This window comes from Paraburkholderia sp. Ac-20347 (assembly GCF_017104805.1).
Lineage (GTDB): Bacteria > Pseudomonadota > Gammaproteobacteria > Burkholderiales > Burkholderiaceae > Paraburkholderia > Paraburkholderia tropica.
The window spans coordinates 24,552-45,570 of record NZ_JAAGPN010000045.1 but is presented as its reverse complement, the minus strand read 5'-3'; the positions used below and the strand labels follow the sequence as shown (position 1 = coordinate 45,570).

At 65.3% G+C, this 21,019-nt stretch carries 19 protein-coding genes and 1 pseudogene; 11 read left to right on the top strand and 9 right to left on the bottom strand.

What is annotated here, in order from left to right; all coding sequences use genetic code 11:
* The 3 genes from tssI to G3N97_RS11740 form a co-directional block, all read right to left on the bottom strand.
* Positions 1–4,156: type VI secretion system tip protein TssI/VgrG (gene tssI, locus G3N97_RS11750; RefSeq protein WP_205993362.1), on the bottom strand; the 4,156-nt coding region annotated here is incomplete at its 3' end.
* A 778-nt stretch (positions 4,157–4,934) separates the two neighbouring features.
* Positions 4,935–5,171, bottom strand: a complete 237-nt coding sequence (locus G3N97_RS11745; protein ID WP_205993361.1) for a hypothetical protein — start codon at positions 5,169–5,171, stop codon at positions 4,935–4,937.
* Positions 5,172–5,659: 488 nt separating this feature from the next.
* Positions 5,660–5,965 (bottom strand): hypothetical protein, encoded by a 306-nt coding sequence (locus G3N97_RS11740; RefSeq protein WP_205993360.1) that lies wholly within the window; start codon positions 5,963–5,965, stop codon positions 5,660–5,662.
* Between G3N97_RS11740 and G3N97_RS11735 the strand changes: the two are divergent.
* From G3N97_RS11735 to G3N97_RS11695, 9 genes and pseudogenes are all read left to right on the top strand, one after another.
* Positions 5,877–6,083 (top strand): annotated as a pseudogene (locus G3N97_RS11735) (IS3 family transposase); the annotation flags it as partial. The gene G3N97_RS11740 and the pseudogene G3N97_RS11735 sit on opposite strands and share 89 nt — an antisense overlap.
* Positions 6,084–6,274: 191 nt before the next feature.
* Positions 6,275–6,661 (top strand): hypothetical protein, encoded by a 387-nt coding sequence (locus G3N97_RS11730; RefSeq protein ID WP_205993359.1) that lies wholly within the window; start codon positions 6,275–6,277, stop codon positions 6,659–6,661.
* Positions 6,662–6,664: 3 nt separating this feature from the next.
* Positions 6,665–7,138 carry a hypothetical protein gene (locus G3N97_RS11725; protein WP_205993358.1) on the top strand — a complete coding sequence of 158 codons (474 nt, stop codon included), beginning with the start codon at positions 6,665–6,667 and terminating at the stop codon, positions 7,136–7,138.
* An 88-nt stretch (positions 7,139–7,226) separates the two neighbouring features.
* Positions 7,227–7,772 (top strand): NUDIX hydrolase, encoded by a 546-nt coding sequence (locus G3N97_RS11720; protein ID WP_065063246.1) that lies wholly within the window; start codon positions 7,227–7,229, stop codon positions 7,770–7,772.
* A 10-nt stretch (positions 7,773–7,782) separates the two neighbouring features.
* Positions 7,783–8,547 carry a leucyl/phenylalanyl-tRNA--protein transferase gene (gene aat / locus G3N97_RS11715; protein ID WP_205993357.1) on the top strand — a complete coding sequence of 255 codons (765 nt, stop codon included), beginning with the start codon at positions 7,783–7,785 and terminating at the stop codon, positions 8,545–8,547.
* A gap of 283 nt (positions 8,548–8,830) precedes the next feature.
* The gene (locus tag G3N97_RS11710) at positions 8,831–9,601 is read left to right on the top strand and encodes an arginyltransferase (protein ID WP_065063242.1); all 771 of its coding nucleotides are present in this window, start codon (positions 8,831–8,833) and stop codon (positions 9,599–9,601) included.
* A gap of 135 nt (positions 9,602–9,736) precedes the next feature.
* Positions 9,737–10,771, top strand: a complete 1,035-nt coding sequence (locus tag G3N97_RS11705; protein ID WP_065063240.1) for a quinone-dependent dihydroorotate dehydrogenase — start codon at positions 9,737–9,739, stop codon at positions 10,769–10,771.
* A gap of 151 nt (positions 10,772–10,922) precedes the next feature.
* A complete protein-coding gene (locus G3N97_RS11700; protein ID WP_205993356.1) occupies positions 10,923–11,720 on the top strand; it encodes a cystine ABC transporter substrate-binding protein in 798 nt (265 codons plus the stop codon).
* 158 nt (positions 11,721–11,878) lie between these two features.
* The gene (locus G3N97_RS11695) at positions 11,879–12,538 is read left to right on the top strand and encodes an amino acid ABC transporter permease (protein ID WP_065063236.1); all 660 of its coding nucleotides are present in this window, start codon (positions 11,879–11,881) and stop codon (positions 12,536–12,538) included.
* 64 nt (positions 12,539–12,602) lie between these two features.
* On the opposite strand, the gene G3N97_RS11690 is transcribed toward G3N97_RS11695, so the two are convergent.
* A complete protein-coding gene (locus tag G3N97_RS11690; protein WP_205993355.1) occupies positions 12,603–13,580 on the bottom strand; it encodes a Gfo/Idh/MocA family oxidoreductase in 978 nt (325 codons plus the stop codon).
* 213 nt (positions 13,581–13,793) lie between these two features.
* On the bottom strand, positions 13,794–14,516 hold the full coding sequence (locus G3N97_RS11685) for an FCD domain-containing protein (protein WP_065063232.1): 723 nt from the start codon (positions 14,514–14,516) through the stop codon (positions 13,794–13,796).
* A 128-nt stretch (positions 14,517–14,644) separates the two neighbouring features.
* Here G3N97_RS11685 and G3N97_RS11680 point away from each other — a divergent pair, with 128 nt between their 5' ends.
* Positions 14,645–14,896 carry a hypothetical protein gene (locus G3N97_RS11680; protein WP_205993354.1) on the top strand — a complete coding sequence of 84 codons (252 nt, stop codon included), beginning with the start codon at positions 14,645–14,647 and terminating at the stop codon, positions 14,894–14,896.
* A 39-nt stretch (positions 14,897–14,935) separates the two neighbouring features.
* Here the strand turns inward: G3N97_RS11680 and G3N97_RS11675 are convergent, their stop codons facing one another.
* A complete protein-coding gene (locus tag G3N97_RS11675) occupies positions 14,936–16,522 on the bottom strand; it encodes a mannose-1-phosphate guanylyltransferase/mannose-6-phosphate isomerase (protein WP_205993353.1) in 1,587 nt (528 codons plus the stop codon).
* 841 nt (positions 16,523–17,363) lie between these two features.
* Between G3N97_RS11675 and G3N97_RS11670 the strand changes: the two genes are divergently transcribed.
* Positions 17,364–18,098, top strand: coding sequence for a Crp/Fnr family transcriptional regulator (locus G3N97_RS11670; protein WP_065063228.1), 735 nt, complete (start codon positions 17,364–17,366; stop codon positions 18,096–18,098).
* A 315-nt stretch (positions 18,099–18,413) separates the two neighbouring features.
* On the opposite strand, the gene rpiA is transcribed toward G3N97_RS11670, so the two are convergent.
* The 3 genes from rpiA to rlmB form a co-directional block, all read right to left on the bottom strand.
* Positions 18,414–19,109, bottom strand: a complete 696-nt coding sequence (gene rpiA / locus G3N97_RS11665) for a ribose-5-phosphate isomerase RpiA (RefSeq protein WP_065063226.1) — start codon at positions 19,107–19,109, stop codon at positions 18,414–18,416.
* A 183-nt stretch (positions 19,110–19,292) separates the two neighbouring features.
* Positions 19,293–20,198, bottom strand: a complete 906-nt coding sequence (locus G3N97_RS11660; RefSeq protein ID WP_205993352.1) for an N-acetylmuramoyl-L-alanine amidase — start codon at positions 20,196–20,198, stop codon at positions 19,293–19,295.
* A 45-nt stretch (positions 20,199–20,243) separates the two neighbouring features.
* A complete protein-coding gene (gene rlmB, locus G3N97_RS11655) occupies positions 20,244–20,987 on the bottom strand; it encodes a 23S rRNA (guanosine(2251)-2'-O)-methyltransferase RlmB (protein ID WP_176079377.1) in 744 nt (247 codons plus the stop codon).
* Positions 20,988–21,019 lie beyond the last annotated feature (32 nt).

Below are 21,019 nucleotides of genomic sequence, written 5' to 3'. Positions count from 1 at the left end.
GCCCCGCTGCGTCGTATTCGAACGTGACCTGGCTCGCCGTTTCACCTCGCCCACCCGGCGTAGTGGCCTGCGCCTGCGTGAGCAGACCGCGCGCGTCGTAGCGGTAGCTCGCGTGCGTGCCGTCGCTTGAATGCCGCTCGACCGGGCGGCCCAGCACGTCATAGGCAATATCGGTCGTAATCTGCCCGTCCATGCCGTGATCGGTACGCGCGATGACCTCGCCCGCCGCGCTGTAGCGGTACGTCTGCCGACGGCCATCGAAACCGGTCTGCGCGATCAACCGGTCGCGGCTGTCGTATTCAAAGCGGGTTGATTCGCCGTTCGCGTTTGTGAGGGCCGTCAGTCGCCCGATGGCGTCGTAGCGGTAGCCCTGCGCGCCGCCAGCCGGATCGGTCACGGCGATACGCTGGTCATAGGCGTCCCACCGCGTGCGCGTGATACGGTCGAGCGGATCGGTCTGTGCCGTCACGCGACCCGCGCCATCGTAGGTCACATTCCAGCCACCCAGGCCTGCGGGCTTGATACCGCCCAAGCGGTTACGTGCCGCGTCCCAGTGCTGCAAGGTTTCGTTGCCCAGCGGATCGCGGGCGGATGTCAAGCGGCCTTCGCCGTCGTAACGGTAGGTGGTCGTATGGCCCGAACAGTCCGTGCGCGCCGTGACCTGTCCGGCGTCGTTAAACTGCATCGCCGTGACGTTGCCCAACGCGTCGGTACGCGTGACCGGCAGACCCTTTTCGTAGGCGTAGGCCGTCGTGCGGCCCAGCGGGTCCGTCTCTGTGACGAGGTGGCCCGCATCGTCATAGGCGCGCTGCCAGACCTGGCCCGCCGGGTCGGTGATCTGCACCGGCAGGTTCTGCGCGTTATAGCTGATGCGCGTGATGTTGCCTGCCGCGTCTATGACGGTCGTGGGATTGCCCTGTGCGTCGTTCACCATCTGCGTGACGCGCCCGAGTTCGTCCGTGTAGCCGCTCACACTACCGGTTTCATCGAAGTGCGTGAGGCGCGTCGTACCGTCCGGGTACAGAATGCGATCCACCGCCCACAGGCCGTTATAGTGGTATTCGGTGGTACGGCCCAGGCCGTCCGTCACGCGGGTGGTGTTGCTGGCGGGCTGGTACGCGAAGTGCGTGTCGCGCGTGATGGCCGGTTGCCCCTGGCGGGCGGCCTTGTCGTCGGCGAAGGCGTAGGTGCGCGTTACGCGCGCCTGCGGGGTGTCGCCGTCCCATTCGGAACGGTGGATCGCGCCGCCCGGGGTGAGGTAGCCGGTCAGCAGGTGGTTATGGTACTCGTAGCGCCAGACTCGCCCTGCGCGGTCAGTCGCCTCGACCAGATCGCCATTCCTGTCGTAGGCGTAGCTGGCGAGCAGCGGATCGCCGTGGCCGACCAGATACACCGCCGTCATGCGGCCCATGTCATCCAGTGCGCAGCGCACTGTATGCACGTTGTTGCTCACCTCGCACAGCCAGCCCTGCGGCGTGTAGCCCAGATTCAACCTGTTGCCGTCGCGGTCGGTGACGCGCTGGAGTTGCCAGCGGGCGTCATCGCTCGGGTGGATCGCATAGTGCTCCTCCACGCCGTTGCCAAAGCGCACGACATAGGTTGCTCCCGCCACGCTGTCCTCGCCGCGCGCGAGCGTGTATTTCTCGATGACGTGGAAATGTTCCTGGCCGGGTTCTAGCAGCGGGAAATTCAGGCGGCGACCATCGACGTCGAAGTAGGTCAGTTGGGTGCCGTCGCTACGGATTTCCGTCGAGTACGGCACGCGCCAGGCCACACCAAGGAATCCCTCGCGCTGGTCCTCGCTGCGGTAGCTGCGCGCCCAGCGGACCGGCAGGCGGCCCGGCAGGCTGAAGTCCTGATGCGCGAGCACCTTCTGGCCCGTCGCCACATCGACCGGATGGGGCGTGGCGTGGCGCTTCGCGCACTCTGCACAGGTCGCTTCGGTGACCGGCGCAAGCCCACCCGCGCCGCCACCGCTCATGCTGATGACGGGCGCCTTCAGCCGGATGCTCGTGCCTTCGAGCGTGATCCCAGCCTCATCGATCGTAATCGTGCCACCGGGGCCGATCAGTTGCGACTGCGTCGCGCCCGACAGCAACGCGTAGCCGCTGTCGGTAATCTGAAGCTGGTTGTTCTGCGCGCTCTCGACCGGCGCGGGCAGTTGCGGCACGAACGCGGGCGTGGCCTCGAACGGGTTCGCCATGTCCTTCTGCACCGCGTCGCCCACCGCCTTGCCGCGAACCGTCACCGTGTACGTGTGGCCCACGTCCGACGACCAGTTCTGCACCACCCGGTCATGGCGATCCATGCCGACCGTGCTCGCCATCTGCAGGCCGACGTTGCGCATGTACAGGCCGCCCACGTTCTCGACATACGCCGCGCCGACATTCAGCAACTGACCCAGCCCGACGTTCTGCACGGCCGCCAGATCAATGGTTTCCCACTTGTAGCCGCCCGTCGTCAGCGTCCAGTGCCGCCCGATGTGATCGGCCTCGTCGTAACCGATGGTTTTCGTGCGGTCATGCCCGACGGTGTGTGTCTCGTCGTGCTCGACCACCGTATCGAGATTGCGTTCGGCCTGAATCCAGACCTGTTCCGCGCCCCTTTTGTCCTCGAAGCGGATCGCGTTCGCGTTGCCATAGCCGCCATCCGGCGAGGTGCGCGTCAGGAGGCCGCTTTGCGTCGCGTTGCCGGGCAGTTGCCACGGTGGCATGGTCGCGGCGTTGTAGAGCCGCCCGACCACGATCGGGCGGTCCGGGTCGCCGCCCTCGAAGTCCACGATCACTTCCGTGCCGATCCGCGGAATGTGGATGCCGCCGTAGTTCGCGCCCGCCCACGGATACGACACCCGCACCCAGCACGATGAATTGTGGTCAGACGGCCCGGCGTGATCCCAATGGAACTTGAGCTTCACCCGGCCGTACTGGTCGGTCCATATTTCGCGCCCCTCAGGGCCGGTGACCACTGCAGTCTGCGGACCGTTCGTGCGCGGCTTCGGCCACAGGCTGCGGTCGGGGCGGAACATGACGGTGGCGGGCTGCACCTCGAAGTCCACCTCGACACGATATTCAGCCCCGCTGCCGCTCGACTCGCCGGTTTCCTCGACAACGAGCTTTGCCCACAGCACCAGATATTCCTGGTTGGCGTCAGGCTTCGGGCAGTTCGCCAGCGTGAACGTGGTGCCGCACTCGACATCGCGCAGGTTGCCGTGCCCGCTCGCGCGCTCACCCGGCGCACGTAGCTCCGCGGCGCGTACGCGGGCGATACCGTCGCCCGTGCCGCTGTCGGTGAAGTCGCCCGGCCACTCGCGGCGCTCCAGCATGTTGTGTGCCGTATCCTGTTCGAGTTCGGCCTGCACCCTGAGCTTCGCGTGCGGCTTCTTGAAATCGTAGTCGCCGGTTGTATGCACGCCCGTCGTGATGCGCTGTTCCGGCTCGAAGCGGTCGATGTATTCGAGGTCGATCTTCTGGTCCGGCTCGTGATATTCGAGCGTCTGGTAGGCCACGCTCTCCACCGGGCCGTGACCGCCCAGGTGATCCACGAACACGATGCGGTGAAACGTGCCGCTGTGCTCGACAAACCAGTAGATGCCGTGTTCGGCGGCCAGGCGCTGGATGACACCGAGGTCGGTCTCGCCGTACTGCACCTGAAAGTCCAGCGCCTCGTACGTGCCGCCCGTGCGGAAGTCGTACGAGTACATGTACTTGTCGAGCACTTCCCTAACGATCTCGATGACGGTCTTGCGCTGGAAAATGCGGTAATCCGAGGTCTTGTCGAGTAAAGCCAGCCACGGCTGGAACACCACCTCGTAGCGACACTGGCGGTTGAGTTGCCCAACGAAGCGCGCCTCGGTGATGATCCCGGAAATCTCGCGCTCGCCCGCGCCGATGTTCACCGCGCCGAGGTTGCTGCCCATCCCCTCCAACTGTATCGTGACTGTAATTTCAATGCCGATCAGCGACTTCAGGTCGATGCTGGCAGCGTCGGTACTGGGCATTTCCAGCGCGGTAGTCAGCGAGAGCGTGTAGGCGCAAACCGTCGAAAGCCGTTCCTCACCGTGGAGCGCACTGGGCAACAGTGCGGGTTCGCCGTCGTAGAGGGTGGGAAAGGCGGGGCAGGAAGCAGTCAGCGTGCGTTTCAGGCCGAAGTTCAGCATGCCGGGAAGTCTCCCGGCTGGTGCATGACATGGGGGAGACAGTGATGCAGGACAGACTGCGCGGACTGCGGGCAATGCATGAGACCAGATCCTTTCTTGTGATCGTTATTACCGGGGATGCATGGACGCGCGCAGCTCCATCGCGCGCGACCGGTGACTTTCTGCCCGCTAACGCGCTCCGCCAATCAGAAAATTCTGAAATGCATGCGAACGAAGGGAAAGTCATGCGCTCCGACATATATCTGGACTCCTGATAGCGTCAGGCTGACCGTGCGCGCCGGGCGCGGCGTTACCTCGGCAATGTGTTCGCCAGGAATAACCGGGGGTCAGTTTGATTCTTTTGATTTCAAACTAACACGCGCCATACGCGGCGGAGCGTATGCGTGGGTGAACCCACTCAGATGAAGGTGAAACCGGGTGATGGTTCGCCGGGTTCAGCGTCGATGACGGGCGCGGCCTTTGACGGCCTGCGCTGCCACGCAACACGCTGGGTGCACGTTCGTACGTTGCACGCCCCTGTCCGTGTTTCCAGGTTGTCTGTCCTCACTTGCGGCGTTGTGTTCCCACTCGAAACGTGTCGCTCATTCACACCGGTCGCCAACGCACCGCGCATTGGCATTACCCTTGCGCCAGGCAGTGCGTGCAAGCGGCCAAATCGACGGAATTGTCCGGCAGCAGAGGCAACCGGCTTTCCTCGATGTCACGGCAAACAAGCCTATCCGGGCAGCTACCTTCCCCGCAAACTTGCGACGGGATAACCTTGGCGTCGGCATAACGGTCAATCGCGTTCGGCTTTTGCCCCCGGAATCTGTGCCACCACGCCGACCGGGCATTCGCCCTCTTCGGAGAGAGTACCGAACGAGCGGCGCAAACCATGCAGACTGACGTGAGTCAGGTTCGCCGCGTAGAGGATCTTGTTGTGCGCGATGCGCGGCTCGGCAAGTCTGCTGTCCTCCGCGCGGCTGCTCGCAAACACCCTCTCTGGCGGCTCCCAGGTCTCGCCACGCGCCGCCATCCTGCGCCGCCGGCGGCGGTTCGATGGTCTTCTGGAGTGACTTCAATGACTGCAGCAACGCCCTGACGTAGGGCATCAGCAGAATCGTGCGTTCGTCCTCCACCTTGTCCCCGAACCTCAGGCTGTTCCAGTCGAAATCGACACCGGTCCATTTCATCACGGCGATTTCTTCACGGCGCGCGCTGGGGATCAGCAGCACCTGAAGATAATCGGCAATTGTCTGGGTCGTGATCGCACCAACGGCGGCGAACCACGACTTTAACTGCTCGCGCTGCAAACAGTCGTTCTTCGCCTGCTTCTTCGGCAGGCGTTCGCGGGGGAGACGGAGGGGATGCATGTCAGCAGGAACCAGTCGCCTGTATGGCACCAGTTGAAGAACGTACTGAGCGCGGAATACGCCTGGCGCGTTTTGGTCGGTCGCACCGCGGTCGCGGTCTTGAGCACGCCGTCGAGTACTTGGCGCGACAGGTCCGACCGCCGCAGCCCAATCAGCGGGCGAGCACGCCCGCAAAATCGTGCGCTTGCCAATCGCTGCCTTGCAGCCCGCCAGCCTCGGCCATGCGTTGATGGTCCAGATAGTGCCGTTGGGACCGCTTCGCGTGGCGGTCCTCAATATAGATGCCCCATGCGTCGCGCAGTAGCGCATCGCGCCATTCTCGTTCCACACGCTGCGCCACACGAGCGGTGCGCTCGTCGTAGCGCAGATCGCGCAAGGGCAACTGCCTCGACAATGCAGAGATGGAGAGCTTCTTCGGTACGCTCAAATCGGAGCGCTTCAGGCTGAACAGATTCACCTCTGTCGAGCAGTTGCGTGACGAACTCGAGCGATATATCCACTACTACAACCACGAGCGCATCAAGCTGAAACTCAACGGGCTGAGTACCGTGCAATACCGCCCCCCGGGCGCTTAGGATTTAACTGTCCAACTTAGTGGGGTCGGATCAGAACGGATCGGCGTGTAACCCTTTTTTGTTTTTCAACGCGTGAAACGCACATAGACAGTTCAAGCGCGGCGGCACCTCATCAAGCTTTGATGACGCACAGATCGTGCGAAACGCGATCGTGTCAGGTTCGCGACTCCGTACCTCAAGGAGTTGCCTGAATGCCTCGCACGCACATCCACTCACACCGTCCGGTGAAATCGAAAAAGCCAGGCTGGATCGAAAAATCGACCGAATCGATTCCGCTTCCCTCGCGAATCGCATTGCGCGAAGCCGTGGACCGCGAAGGCGTTTCGCTGTCGGACTTCGACGATTTACTCTGGATCATGGCCCAGGAATCGGGCGGCATTGTCGACGCGAGAAACGGTGCATCGACGGCGCGCGGCCTGTTTCAACTTCTCCAGGCTCAATACGAACTGAACCCGCGCGGCGCAAACTCTTTCGGTGACGCCGTTGAGGAATGTCAGGGCGGCATCCGCTACATTTACGGGCGCTATCACTCGGCTCGCCACGCTCGCGCGTTCTGGCGGTCTCATCACTGGTACTGAGCCATGCGCAAACGTCTTCCGCCCTCCGCGCTGTCTTTGCTATTGCTGGTTTCCAGCGTCGCGCACTCGCAGCAGCCCCCGGCCTACGCAGAATGTGCAGCGGCGGTGCAGGCGAGGCATGGCGCGGCGCGCCTGTCTTTTGATTCGATCTCGCGCCCATATCGCACCGTGATCGCGCAAGCCTCACGCGGCCCCGTCAACTTCGCGGGCCGGTACATCCTCGTGCAATGGGGATGCGGCGCGGGCTGTGTGATGGCGGCAGCCATCGATACCCGGAGCGGCCGGGTGACGTCGTTGCCGTTCAATGTTTCGGACTGGCCCCTCGACGTCACCGAACCGCTTGCTTTCCGCGCCGACAGCTGCCTGCTCGTCGTACGCGGAAGCCGCAACGAGCGCGCGGAACATGGCACGTATTACTACATGTTCGACGGCAAGGTTTTCCGGCTCCGCGCGTCCAGGATGGAGGCAAAGCGTTAGGCACGGACAGGGGCACCTATCCCTCCCGAGCCCCCGTCATCGCACGCGGCGGTGATACACTCGCATCACCCATCCCCCTATCGTGCCCATGAAATTCTGCTCGACTTGCGGTCAGGCGGTCAGCCTGCTCGTTCCGCCCGGCGACAACCGCGAACGCTACGTCTGCTCGCACTGCGGCACTATCCACTATCAGAATCCGCGCAACGTGGTGGGCACCGTTCCCGTTTGGGAAGACAAGGTGCTGCTGTGCCGCCGCGCGATCGAGCCGCGCTACGGCTACTGGACGCTGCCCGCGGGTTTCATGGAGATGGGCGAGACGACCGCCGAGGCCGCCTCGCGCGAAACGCTCGAGGAAGCCGGCGCGCGCGTGGAGGTGCAGAGCCTCTTTTCGCTGCTGAACGTGCCGCGCGTGCATCAGGTGCACCTGTTCTATCTCGCGCGTCTGCTCGATCTCGATATCGCGGCGGGCGAGGAAAGCCTCGAAGTCCGCCTCTTCGAAGAGCACGAAATTCCCTGGGACGATATCGCCTTCCCGACGGTCGGCCAGACCCTGCGCTTTTTCTTCGCCGATCGCCAGTCGGGCAGCTACGGCCTGCACACCGGCGACGTCCTGCGCTCGCTGCGCGACGGCTGAGCCCGCGGCCATGGTGCCCTGGCTTTCGCCCGACGAACCGTTTCCGCCCGTCGAGCGCGCCCTTGGCGCGTCGAGCGGCGCGCCGGGCCTGCTCGCCGCGAGCGCCGACCTGCTGCCCTCGCGGCTCGTCGACGCCTATCGGCACGGCATTTTTCCGTGGTATTCCGACGGCCAGCCGGTGCTCTGGTGGAGCCCGGACCCGCGCATGATCCTGCGTCCGGACGACTTCAAGGTCTCGCCGTCGTTCAAGAAAACCCTCAAGCGCGTGTTGCGCGATCCGGCATGGGAAGTCCGCGTCGACGACGATTTCGCCGCCGTGATGCGCGCCTGCGCCAGCGCGCCGCGTCATGGCCAGCGCGGCACCTGGATCACCAACGACGTGATCGACGCCTATTCCACGCTGCACCGGATCGGCGACGCGCATAGCGTCGAAACCTGGTTCGAGGGCCGCCGCGTGGGCGGTCTGTACGGCGTGTCGCTCGGCACGATGTTCTTCGGCGAGTCGATGTTCGCCGCCATGACCGACGCCTCGAAAATCGCGCTCGCGGCGCTCGTCGCGCATCTGCGCCGCAGCGGCGTCGCGCTGATCGACTGCCAGCAGAACACCGCGCATCTCGCCTCGCTCGGCGGCCATGAAATCGCGCGCAAGAGCTTCCTCGCGCACGTGCGCGCGACCGTGAGCGCACCGTCCATCGGCTGGCATTTCGACAAGCAGGTCCTCGCCGACTGGACCGGCCATCGCAGCGCGCCCGAGTCCACCGTTCCGGCCGTCTGAGACCGCTCCGCGCCCTCTTTTCGCGCATGCCAGACACGCAAGGGGACAAGCAAGCGGACAAGCGGTGCGCCTCGCACAACGCCGCGCAATTCGATGGATTCCCGCCTGGCGTCGATGTTAGTATGCAAGCAGAACACGTCGCCCCCGCGGCCCGCAGAACGAGACGCTGCGCGGCTCTGCGGCGCGCCCGGCACGGCAATCCGGCGTCCTGCGCCTCCTCTGCGCCCGCGCGCGGCAATCACGCCGATCCGCGACGATCCGAACCGCTACGAGAGCTGCCAACGTGACGCATCCCAACGAGCTGCCGCTTTCACCGCTTTCCGCGCTGCAATTCTATGCAACGGCGCCTTACCCCTGCAGTTATCTGGAGGGGCGCATCGCGCGCTCGCAAGTCGCCACGCCGAGCCACCTGATCAACTCCGACGTCTACACCGATCTCGTGAAAGCGGGCTTTCGCCGCTCGGGCGTCTTCACCTATCGGCCCTATTGCGACGGTTGCCGCGCCTGCGTACCGGTGCGCGTGCCGGTCGAGCGCTTCACGCCGCGCCGCACGCAGCGGCGCACCTGGAAACAACACGGCGCGCTCGTCGCGACCGTCGCGCCGCTGCATTACGACGAAGCGCATTACGCGCTCTATATGCGCTACCAGTCGGCGCGCCACGCGGGCGGCGGCATGGACCGCGACAGCCGCGACCAGTACGAGCAGTTCCTGCTGCAAAGCCGGATCAACTCGCGCCTCGTCGAGTTTCGCGAGCCCGATCCGCAACAGCCCGACGAGCCCGGCACGCTGCGCATGGTCAGCATGATCGACATCCTCGGTGACGGGCTCTCGTCGGTCTATACGTTCTTCGAGCCCGACGATCCGCACGCGAGCTACGGCACCTACAACATCCTCTGGCAGATCGAGCAGGCGCGCAGCCTTCAACTGCCTTACGTCTATCTCGGCTACTGGATTCGCGAAAGTCCCAAGATGGCGTACAAGGCGCGTTTTCAGCCGCTCGAAGGGCTTTTCGACGGCGTCTGGCGCGCGCTCGATCCGGTACCCGAGCGTTAGGAGACGGCCATCGCGCGGCCTCGCGCGCGCGTTTTCGCCGCCACGCGCGCCATGCGCCCGTTCAGCCGCCTCCCTCGCCCGGCTTTCTCGCTAAAATAGCGGGTTCCCATTTTCCGGCGCGCGCGCCTTCCTCCCGTGTTCAGTACCCTTTATCCGTTCGTTCGCGACCAGCTCTTCCGCATGGACGCCGAAGACGCCCACCATCTCTCGCTGCGCATGATCGGCGCCGCGGGCCGCACCGGCATGGCCGGCCTGCTTGCGCCGCGCGTCCCGGATTCGCCGCGCACGGTGATGGGCCTCACGTTCCGCAACCCGGTGGGCCTCGCCGCGGGCCTCGACAAGGAAGGCGCCGCCATCGACGGATTCGCCGCGCTGGGCTTCGGTTTCATCGAGGTGGGCACGGTCACGCCGCGTCCGCAGCCGGGCAATCCGCGTCCGCGCATTTTCCGTCTGCCCGAGGCGGGCGGCATCATCAACCGGATGGGTTTCAATAACCACGGCGTCGAGCAGTTCGTGAAGAACGTGCAGGCCGCGCGTTATCGCGGCATTCTCGGCCTGAACATCGGCAAGAACGCCGATACGCCGATCGAGCGCGCCGCCGACGACTACCTGTTCTGCCTCGAACGCGTCTATCCGTTCGCGAGCTACGTGACGATCAATATTTCGTCGCCGAACACGAAGAACCTGCGTCAGCTGCAAGGCGGCGGCGAACTCGACGCCCTGCTCGCGGCGCTCAAGGACAAGCAGCAGCGTCTGGCCGACATGCACGGCAAGCTCGTGCCGCTCGCGCTCAAGATCGCCCCCGATCTCGACGACGAACAGGTCAAGGAAATCGCCGACACGCTGCTGCGCCACAAGATCGAAGGCGTGATCGCCACCAACACCACGCTCTCGCGCGCGGCCGTCGAAGGCCTGCCGAACGCCGCCGAGACCGGCGGTCTGTCGGGCCGCCCGGTGTTCGACGCGTCGAACGAGGTGATCCGCAAGCTGCGCGCCGAACTCGGCGAGCAGGTGCCGATCATCGGCGTGGGCGGCATTTTCTCGGGCGAGGACGCGCGTGCGAAGATCGCCGCGGGCGCCGCGCTCGTGCAGGTCTACACGGGCTTCATCTATCGCGGTCCGGCGCTCGTCGCCGAATGCGCGCGGGCGCTGGCCTCGGGCCGCGCCTGAGGCTATAGTTTCTGACTCAGTATTTCCGGCCATGCGCGGCGCTTCGGAGGCGTCGCCGGGCCTGAAAGCGGCAGCCCTCCCGATCGCCTCATCAGGCGCGCCATCCAGCGCCGGGAGAGCCGCCACATCGCAGCAAAACAAGAGGAAAACAATGAAAGCATCCTTGCTGAAGAAGCTCCTTGCCGTCGCTCTCGTCGGTGTTTCGTTCGTCGCGGCGAGCGCCCACGCCGAGGACCTGCTCGACCAGGCGAAGGCGCGCGGCACGCTGCGCATCGGCCTCGAAGGCACCTTCCCGCCGTTCAACTCGAAGGCGCCCAACGGCGAGCTGGTCGGCTACGACGTCGACATCGCGCGCGCCGTGGCCGTGAAGATGGGCCTCAAGCCCGAGTTCGTCACGACCGAGTGGAGCGGCATCATCGCCGGCCTGCAGGCAGGCAAGTTCGACGTGATCGTCAACCAGGTCGGCATCACCGACCAGCGCAAGGCCGTGCTCGACTTCTCGCCGGCGTACACGTACTCGGCGGCGCAGCTCATCCAGCGCAAGGACGACACGCGCCAGTTCAAGTCGCTCGACGACCTCAAGGGCAAGAAGCTCGGCGTCGGTCTGGGCACGAACTACATGGACATGGCCAAGTCGGTGCCGGGCATCGACGTGAAGACCTATCCGGGCGCGCCCGAGTATCTGCGCGACCTGGCCGCCGGCCGTCTGGACGCGGCGCTCAACGACCGTCTGATGCTCGCCTACCTGCTGAAGAACTCGCAGCTGCCGCTGCGCACGGGTTCGATCGTCGGTGACGGCAACCCGTCGGGCATTCCGTTCAAGAAGGGCAATCCGAAGTTCGCCAAGGCGATCGACGACGCGATGACGCAACTCGAAGCCGACGGCACTTTCGCGAAGATCTCCGACAAATGGTTCGGCATCGACGTGACCAAGCCGGTCACGAAGTAACGGCGTCCGGCGCCTCGCGCAACGTGCCCGACGTGCGGCTCGCCGCGCGGGTATCGTGCGTCAGGTGATGCGCGCGGGGCGGCATCGCACGATGCCGCCCCTTGTTATTTCACGGCGCTCCTCGCGCCCCTAACCCGCGTCTCGCGCGCGTTTTCCCCATGCCCATCTACACGCTCATCATCCAGTCGCTGCCGGTGCTCGCGCAGGGCGCGGTGCTGACGATCAAGTTCGCCATCCTGTCGATGATCTTCGGCCTCATCGGCGGCGCCGTGCTCGCGCTCATGGGCATCAGCACGAACCGCGCGTTTCCCGTGATCGCGCGCGTGTACGTGAGCATCATGCGCGGCACCCCGCTGCTCGTGCAGATCTTCGTGATTTACTACGGATTGCCAAGCATCGGCATTTCGCTCGATCCGACGCCGGCCGGCGTGATCGCACTCTCCGCGAACGTGGCGGCGTATCTCTCGGAGAGCATGCGCGGCGCGATTCTCGGCATTCATCACGGCCAATGGCTCGCGGCCTACAGTCTCGGCCTCTCGCGCCGCCAGACGCTGCGCTACGTGATCGCGCCGCAGGCGCTGCGCATTGCCGTGCCGAGCCTCTCGAACAGCCTCATCAGCCTGATCAAGGACACCTCGCTCGTGTCGGTGATCACGGTGACGGAGCTGCTGCGCAGCGCGCAGGAAATCATCGCCTCGACCTATCAGCCGCTGCCGCTCTATCTCGCCGCCGCCGCGGTGTACTGGGTGCTGTGCCAGATCCTCGAATGGGTCCAGCACTGGTACGAAAAGCGCCTCGCGCTGCCTTCGCGGCACTGAGGAATCGCTACACGCACGCGCCGCGCACGTCACGCGGCGCGGCGCAACTGCCTCCGTATTCTCGTCACTCGCAGGCGAACTTCAGGCCGAGCGCCGCGCGCGCCGAATCGGCCATCGCGATCATGCGCCGCGACGTTTCGTGCGGCATGATCGGACTCTCCAGCGCGCCCTCGCGCAACAGCTCGCAGAAGTGTGCGGTCTCGTAGTTGAGGCCGCCGCCGTCGAAGGGCTCGTCCAGCTCCGCCACGCGGCCATCCACGTAACGAATGGTCGCGCGCACCGGATTCCACCAGTTCGCGTGGATCGTCACGTTGCCGAGCGGACCCGCCAGCAGCGCGTCGCCGTATCCGTGCAGATCGAGTCCGCAAAAAAGCTGCGCGATGCCGTTTTCGTGCTGGCAATTCAGGCTCGCGAAAGTGTCCACGCCGGTCGCGCCGAGCCGCCCGAAAGTCTGCACCTCGCGCGGCGCGCCGAGCCAGTCCACGGCGAGAAACATCTCGTACACGCCGATGTCGAGCAGCGCGCCGCCTGCGTGCTCGAACGAGAACGACGGATGATCGGCGGGCACGTTAGCCACCGAGCAGCCCGCGCGCACGAGGCCGACAGGACCGATCGGATCCGCTTCCAGATGCGCGCGCAAGGCGCGATACAGCGGATAGAACGGCGGCTTCATCGCCTCCATGAAGAGACGTCCGGACGCGCGCGCGGCGTCGAGCACGCGCTCGAGCTGCGTGACGTTCACGGTGGCGGGTTTCTCGCAGAGCACCGGCACACCGGCTTCGAGCGCGGCAATCGCGTAGTGCGCGTGGCTGTCCTGCATGGTCGCGATATAGACCGCGTCGATGCCGCTCGCGAGCAAGGCCTCGAAGCTCTCGCAAGCCGTTGCGCCGAACTCGCCGGCGAGCGCGTCGGCGGGCGCCGCGCGTCGCGACCATACCGCGCTCACACGTGCGTCGCGCACGTGCTCCACGCCCTGCGCAAAGCGCCGCGCAATGCGGCCCGCGCCCACGATGCCCCAACGGATCGTCTGAATCTCGCTCATGCGTCGCCCTCTCTCGTTCTGTCGCTCAAACGCTGCGTCGATATATCGCGCGCTCAAAGCTCAGGACGATACCGGCTCGCGCGTGCGAGAGCAAATCGACGCGCCTTGCATGTCACGCACGGGAAAAAGGCGGGAAGACTCGGGAAAACGCGGAACCCGGCCGCGCGATGCGGGGCCGGGTTCGAGACGAAGCGGATCGTCAAACGGCCGCGTTCAGCGCGGCTGCTCGATCGCTTCCTGAGTCAGCGCATGATGCAGCTCGTCGGCGGTGAATTCGATCATCGCGGCGGCCGCGGCCTGCGCTTCCTGCGGCGCGCGCCGCTCGATCGCGTCGACCACGCGTCCATGTCCGGCGACGATGTTCGCCCAGCCGCCGTCACGTTCGCTGACGATCGGATTCACGAGTGACAGCGCGCCGCGAATGATCGCCGCCATCTGCTGATAGAACTGATTGCCGCTCGCCGCGAGTATGCGCGTGTGCAGTAACGTGTCGGCGGCCTGGCAGCCCGCGTCGCCAGGACTCGTCTGACTGAGCGCTTCATAGGCGTCGCGTATGCCCGCGAGATCGGCGGCGCTCGCGCGTTCGGCGGCCAGCGCACAGGCCGCGGGCTCGATCAGCGCGCGGAACTCGATCACGTCGCGCAAGAACGTCTTGTCGGGCTTCGCGCGAAAGCGCCAGCTCACCACGTCCTCGTCGATCATGCGCCAGTCGCGCATCGGCCGTATGCGTGTGCCGATCTTCGGACGCACGTCGAGCATGTGTCGCGCGAGCAGCATCGACAGCGCTTCGCGCATGACGGTGCGGCTTACGTCGAACTCTTTCGACAACACGTCCTGTGGCGGCAGAATCGCGCCGTAACGTTCCTCGACTATGCCCGAGATCAGGCCATCCATGACCTTGCTCACCAGCGATCGTTCTTTGTTTCCCAGTTCCATGACCCCTCCCCCCGATGCGGCGTTATCGCCCTGTTTGCCGGTTACTGCGCGGGCCCTCAAGCTGCGTCGAACTCAAGCGTACGTTGCCATGCGTATTGCATATCTCGCCAGCCAGGATATTTCCTGACATGAAAGGCATACGTTTCACGCCCTATTCGATCCAGAACTCGAAAGCACAAGCAATTGGCCCTTCGGTTGCCCGATTGTTTTGTTTTGAAGTTATTCGTCGTCGTTTCGTCTGTCGTCTGTATGAAGCACTCGCTTATACGTGCAGCGTTTTTTTTCGTTTGTGGGACCGCAACGCGGCGCTCGTCTGTGCATATGCAGCGATGAGCGCCGCCGCGGTCTTCAGGCTTGCTTCATTCATGAGCCCTTCGTGATGCACTTTGCTCAACGTGAGTGGTGTCCGCCCGTCGATTTCAGCTACGCGTGACCAGCGCCGGCGCGCGGCCGTACTGATCGTCGAAGCGCACGATGTCGTCTTCGCCGAGATAGCCGCCCGACTGCACCTCGATGATTTCGAGCGGCGTCTTGCCCGGATTTTCGAGTCGGTGCTTCACGCCGAGCGGGATGTAGGTCGATTCGTTTTCCGAGAGCAGGAACACCTCGTCGCCGCGCGTGACGCGCGCCGTGCCGCGCACGACCACCCAGTGCTCCGCGCGGTGGTGATGCATCTGCAGTGACAGCACGCCGCCCGGCTTCACGACGATGCGCTTTACCTGGAAGCGCTCGCCGCGATCGATCGAGTCGTAGCAGCCCCACGGACGCTCCACGCGCCGATGGTGCTGTGCTTCCTCGCCGCGCTGCGCCTTGAGCTTGCCGACGATCGCCTTGACGTTCTGCACGCGATCCTTGGCCGCCACCAGCACCGCGTCGGCGGTCTCCACGACCACCACGCCGTGCACGCCCACGCAGGCGACCAGCCGGCCGTCCGAATGCGCGAAGGTTTCGGTCGAGTCTTCGAACAGCACGCGGCCGCGCGCGACGTTGCCCGCCGCGTCTTTCTGCGAGACCTGCCAGACGGCGTCCCACGCGCCCACGTCCGACCAGCCGGCGACGAGCGGCACGACCACGCCCGCGAGACGCGCGTCGGCGCCGATGGATTCCATCACCGCGTAGTCGATCGAATCGGACGGACAGGCGGCGAGCGTCGCCGCATCGAGATGCACCGCGCCGTCGGCGTCGACGGCCGCGCGCTCGAAGGCTTGCGCGCAATGCACGGAGATCTCGGGACGGCAATGCGCGATCGCCGAGAGCCAGACCGAGGCGCGCACGACGAAGATGCCGCTGTTCCACCAGTAATCGCCGGACGCGACGTAGCCTTCGGCCACGTCCGCGCTGGGCTTTTCGACGAAGCGCTCGATCTTGCGCGCGCCGCCCGCACCCAGCGCCGCGCCCGCGCCGATATAGCCGTAGCCGGTTTCCGCGCGCGTCGGCGGTACACCGAGCGTGACGATCGCGCCGCGCGCCGCGTAGGTCACGGCCTCTTCGAGCGCGGTGGCGAATGCGTTGCGGTCGGCGATCAGATGATCGGCGGGCATGGCGATGAGAATCGGATCGCTGTCGCTGATGGAACCGTCCGCGCCGGTCGCCGCCGCGCTGGCGGCGTGAGCGGCATGGGTCGCGTGCGCGGCCAGCGCCGCGACGGTCAAAGCCGGCGCCGTATTGCGCGCGACCGGTTCGAACACGACGCGCGCGGCCATGCCGCTGCGGCCAAGTCGGTCGGCGGTCATGTGGCGCAACTCTTCGCTGCTGACCACGAGCGGCGCGGCCTTGCGCACGCTGCTGCCCGCGCGCGCATAGAGGCCGTCGAGGCGGCGCACGGTCGCTTCGAGCAGGGACTCGCCGTCAAGCAGGTCGATCAGCTGCTTGGGGCAGTGCTCGCGAGAAAGCGGCCACAGCCGCGTGCCCGATCCGCCCGCCAGCACCACCGGCTGGACGACGAGCGCGACTTCGGGTTCATTGGCCGCGGCGATCACGCCGGCCGGCGTCACGATCTGGTTCATGCGAGAAGCTCCCCGTTCCGAATGCTTCGGTTGTTCCGATACGTCCGTTAACTCTGGTTATGGGTGCACCTCGCACCCCCGTTTTCGGATTCCATTGGAACAAAGCGCATCGGACGATTCTGTACGCATACCCACACTGATCGCGCGCTGATGACCCGGCGATGCAATCGCCGTGTATCGCGTGAGGCAGTCAGGCCGTTGCGTATGCAACCGCGCGTCCGTGTCATGAGTGAACGAAGAAAGATGGCAGACATTGCGAGCCTCACACAGCGTGCCAGGCGCTTATGTGCGCTAGCCCACGTAACGTGACGCAGCGTTACGCGGGTCATGTTTCAGGACCGAACGTTTCCTCGCGCAGCCCTCGCGGTGCAACACGAATGAATCAAATCCGCACACTTTTGCCTGCGCCCAGATGCCGCGCCCCCTTTTTCGCTGCGCGCATGTTTCAGCATGGAGTCATTTTTCGCACCCCCTGCGGAGAGTGCAAATATTCCAATAAATTCAATGACTTGCGTCGATATAAAATGCGCGGACTGCTTGAGGCGCGTGCGTGGGCGTCGTACAGAATTGAAACAAAAAACCCTTTTTATGCCCCCGTTCTTGCATTGCATCGCCCGCAAAGCCACGCGCCTGAACGATTCGGGGTCATCTGGCACACACCCTGCTTTGAGAGGTACGCCACACAGGCGTATCGCAGACAACGATCTCGCGAACGACTCGGGACTATGGGGCCGGCAAGCCGAACGCAGAGCCGCTACGGGAAGCGGCAAACACAACATGCTCGACAGCCGGAACGAAAAAACATGGGGCGACGAAAGCCGCTTCGCACGAGGACCAAATCATGTTGACCCTTCAATCAGACCTGCACGGCAATCACCTGCTCGGCGCCCTGCCGTCGCACGAATGGCAAGCTCTCGCACCGCATCTCGAACTCGTTCATCTGCGCACCGAACAATTGCTCTGTGACTCCGGCCAGCGCATTCATCACGTGTACTTTCCGACCACGGCCATCATCTCGATGCTCTCGACGATGGAAGACGGCAGCTCCGTGGAAATCGCCGCTGTCGGCCGCGAAGGCATGACCGGCGTGCCGGTCCTCACGGGCGGCGAAACCATGCCGAACCGCGTGCAGGTGCAGTGCGCGGGCTTCGCCTACCGCATGAGCGCGCAAAGCCTCAAGCAGCAATTCGCGCGTTCGGACTTCCTGCGCCGCCTGATGTTGCTGTACATGCACGCGCTGCTCACGCAGGTCGCGCAAACCGCTGCCTGCAATCGCCATCACTCGCTCAGCAAGCAGCTGTGCCGCTGGCTGCTGATCGAAGTCGATCGCGTGGCGTCGAACGACCTCTCGGTCACGCAGCAACTGATCGCCGATATGCTCGGCGTGCGTCGCGAAGGCATCACGGAAGCGGCCGGCAAGCTGCACGACGAAGGCCTGATCCACCATAGCCGCGGTCGTATCCGCATCCTCGACCGCAAGGGCCTCGAAGGCCGCGCGTGCGAGTGCTACGGACTCGTGCGCCGCGAGTTCGACCGCCTGCTGCCGCGTCTGCATCAGGCCGAAACGGTGGAGTGACGAAGGGCGCGCGGCGCGGGCCGCGCGCGGTTCTCGTGAACCGAAGGATTGAGCGAAACGTGCCCGGGACGGCGCGTTTCGCCTTTTTCCCCGCATGTTTTTTGCCCGCATGTTGACGGCACAACGTTCGCGCATCCGCTGTTCTCATATTTATCAGGATGCCGAATCAATCGAAGCGTATCGACGCCTGTCGACGTAGATGACGCACACTTCGCTCCGCCGGAACCGCTAAAACCACATCTTGCGGACGGCGGCGTGACTGACGCCTCGCCACCGCCCTGCCGGCCGATCCAGACGATCAGCCGGACATCGCGATCAAGCCTTGCGGTACTCGATGCGCTCGACGCCTTGCGCGCCGCCCAGCAGGCACAGGTCGGCGCCGCGCGACGCGAACAGACCGACGGTCACCACGCCCGGCCATGCATTCACATGCGCTTCGAGCGTGCGCGGATCGCTGATGCGCAGCCCCTTCACGTCGAGAATCTCGTTGCCGTTGTCGGTGATGAAAGGCGAACCGTCTTGCTTCACACGCAACACCGGCACGCCGCCGAGCGCCGTCACGCGGCGGCCAATGGCCGTGCGCGCCATCGGCACGACTTCGATCGGCAGCGGGAACTGGCCGAGCACGTCCACGAGCTTGCTCGCATCGGCGATACAGACGAACACTTCCGACACCGACGCCACGATCTTCTCGCGCGTGAGCGCCCCGCCGCCGCCCTTGATCATCGCGCCCGACGCGTCGATCTCGTCCGCGCCGTCCACGTAAACGGGCAGCGATTCGATGTCGTTCAGGTCGAAGATCTTGAAGCCCTGCGCTTCGAGGCGCGCGGTGGTGGCCACCGAACTGGACACCGCGCCGCGATAGCGGCCCTTGCTGGCGGCCAGTGCGTCGATGAAACAGTTCGCGGTCGAGCCGGTGCCGACGCCGATGATGGCGCCTTCCGGCACGTTCGCGTTGACATAGTCGGCCGCGGCCTGGCCGACCAGTTGTTTGAGTTCGTCTTGAGTCATGATGGGGAACTGCCCGAGGAAAGAAAAACGCGGAAAACGCCTAGTTTACCGGAGTTGCGGACCTGGACCTGCGGGGATCGGCGGTTATCGGCGGCAATCGGCGAAGAAGCGCCGGATTCGGGCCGTCGTGCGGACCGTCGTGCCGCGCGCCGAAACGGCGTACGGCACGCGTCGCCGCCGGCGTCAGGGCGCCGTTTCGGTCGTGCCGGGCAGCGCCGGCGCGGTTTTATCGACGTATTTGTCGAGCAGCGCCTGGGCGATCGCGTCGGTTTGCGCGTCGGGCGTGCCGGAATAGTCGCTGGGCCGGAAGTGCATCTGGAAGGCGGCGAACACGCGGCGCGTAGGTTCGTCGAGCACGCCGTCGGTGGCCACCGCGTAGCCGTAGCGCGCGAGCTTCAACTGCAGGCCGCGCACGTCGGCGGGCGCATTCGGCGCACGGCCCGCCAGATCCGCCTGCACGGTCGCGTCGTCGGGCCAGGCGCCCACGCCCGCGTCGTAAAGCTGCTTCCACGGGAACGCCGCGCCCGGATCGATCTTGCGCTGGGGCGCGATGTCGCTGTGCCCCACCACGCGCGTCGGCGGAATGCCGTAACGCGTGACGATGTCCTTCGAGAGCGCGATGATCGCCGCCACCTGATCGGGCGGCCAGGGCGCCCACGTGCGCCCGGCGGGCGTATCGTGCGGTCCGGAATTGACGTTTTCGATGCCGATCGAGGCCGCATTCAGCTCGGTCGTGCCCTGCCACTCGCTCACGCCGGCATGCCAGGCGCGCTGCGTTTCGGGCACGAGCTGCAGCACGACGGGCTTGCCGTCGCGCAGCGGCGGATGCTCGGGCACGAGGTAATGCGCGCTCACGTTCTCGCGCGTGAGTTCCTCGAGCGAGGTCGGCTCGTCGCCTTCCGTGTAGTGCAGCACGAGGAAGCGGATGCGCGAATCGGCGCTGCGCGCGTGATATTGCGTATCCGCGACGTAGCCGCCGCGGTCGACCATCGTGGCGGGCGCGCAGGCGGCAAGCGCCAGCACCGCGCCGAGCGCGGCGAACGGCGCGCCATGCCGGGCAAATCGCCGGGTAAAACCCAAGAGTGTCATGCTGCGTCGATCAGAATCCAGGCGCGGGGGAGTCGTGATGCGCGATCAGCGCGCCGCCGCGCGCTGGCGCACGGCTTCGAACAGGCAGACGCCCGACGCCACCGAGACGTTCAGGCTCTCGACCGTGCCGGCCATCGGAATCTGCATGACTTCGTCGCAGGTTTCGCGCGTGAGACGGCGCATGCCCTCGCCTTCGGCGCCCATCACCAGCGCGACGGGACCGTCGAGCTTGGTCTGATAAAGGCCCGTGGGCGCGTCGCCGGCCGTGCCGATGATCCACACGCCCGCGTCCTTGAGCTCGCGCAGCGCGCGCGCCAGGTTCGTGACGGTGATGTACGGCACCGTATCGGCGGCGCCGCTCGCGACTTTCGCGGCCGTGGCGTTCAGGCCCACGGCGCGGTCGCGCGGCGCGATCACGGCGTGCGCGCCGGCGGCGTCGGCCACGCGCAGACACGCGCCGAGGTTATGCGGATCGGTCACGCCGTCGAGCACCAGCAGCAGCGGCGAGCCCTGAATGCCGTCGAGCAGTTCCGCGAGGTTCTGCGCGAGCGGCATGTCGTGCACGCGCGCCACCACGCCCTGATGGCGCTCGGTGTGCGCGAGGCCCCAGAGGCGCGTCTCGTCGGCGGCAATGATGCGCACGCCCGCTTCTTTCGCGGCGTGCAGGAATTCCTGCATGCGGCGATCGCGCCGCGACGTGTCGTAGTAAATATCTTCGACCGTGGACGCGTCGTGCCGCATACGTGCGGTCACCGCATGAAAACCGTAAAGAACCTTGAGACGTGACATGACTGGCTACAACCCCTGATGAACGGCTCGCG

Coding starts and splice junctions, on each gene's coding strand:
- G3N97_RS11720 (WP_065063246.1), top strand. CDS start 7,227: ATGAAATTCTGCTCGACTTGCGGTCAGGCGGTCAGCCTGCTCGTTCCG.
- G3N97_RS11730 (WP_205993359.1), top strand. CDS start 6,275: ATGCCTCGCACGCACATCCACTCACACCGTCCGGTGAAATCGAAAAAG.
- G3N97_RS11685 (WP_065063232.1), bottom strand. CDS start 14,516: ATGGAACTGGGAAACAAAGAACGATCGCTGGTGAGCAAGGTCATGGAT.
- rpiA (WP_065063226.1), bottom strand. CDS start 19,109: ATGACTCAAGACGAACTCAAACAACTGGTCGGCCAGGCCGCGGCCGAC.
- G3N97_RS11745 (WP_205993361.1), bottom strand. CDS start 5,171: ATGGCGGCGCGTGGCGAGACCTGGGAGCCGCCAGAGAGGGTGTTTGCG.
- G3N97_RS11695 (WP_065063236.1), top strand. CDS start 11,879: ATGCCCATCTACACGCTCATCATCCAGTCGCTGCCGGTGCTCGCGCAG.
- G3N97_RS11675 (WP_205993353.1), bottom strand. CDS start 16,522: ATGAACCAGATCGTGACGCCGGCCGGCGTGATCGCCGCGGCCAATGAA.
- G3N97_RS11680 (WP_205993354.1), top strand. CDS start 14,645: ATGAAAGGCATACGTTTCACGCCCTATTCGATCCAGAACTCGAAAGCA.
- G3N97_RS11660 (WP_205993352.1), bottom strand. CDS start 20,198: ATGACACTCTTGGGTTTTACCCGGCGATTTGCCCGGCATGGCGCGCCG.
- G3N97_RS11670 (WP_065063228.1), top strand. CDS start 17,364: ATGTTGACCCTTCAATCAGACCTGCACGGCAATCACCTGCTCGGCGCC.
- rlmB (WP_176079377.1), bottom strand. CDS start 20,987: ATGTCACGTCTCAAGGTTCTTTACGGTTTTCATGCGGTGACCGCACGT.
- G3N97_RS11690 (WP_205993355.1), bottom strand. CDS start 13,580: ATGAGCGAGATTCAGACGATCCGTTGGGGCATCGTGGGCGCGGGCCGC.
- aat (WP_205993357.1), top strand. CDS start 7,783: ATGGTGCCCTGGCTTTCGCCCGACGAACCGTTTCCGCCCGTCGAGCGC.
- G3N97_RS11725 (WP_205993358.1), top strand. CDS start 6,665: ATGCGCAAACGTCTTCCGCCCTCCGCGCTGTCTTTGCTATTGCTGGTT.
- G3N97_RS11700 (WP_205993356.1), top strand. CDS start 10,923: ATGAAAGCATCCTTGCTGAAGAAGCTCCTTGCCGTCGCTCTCGTCGGT.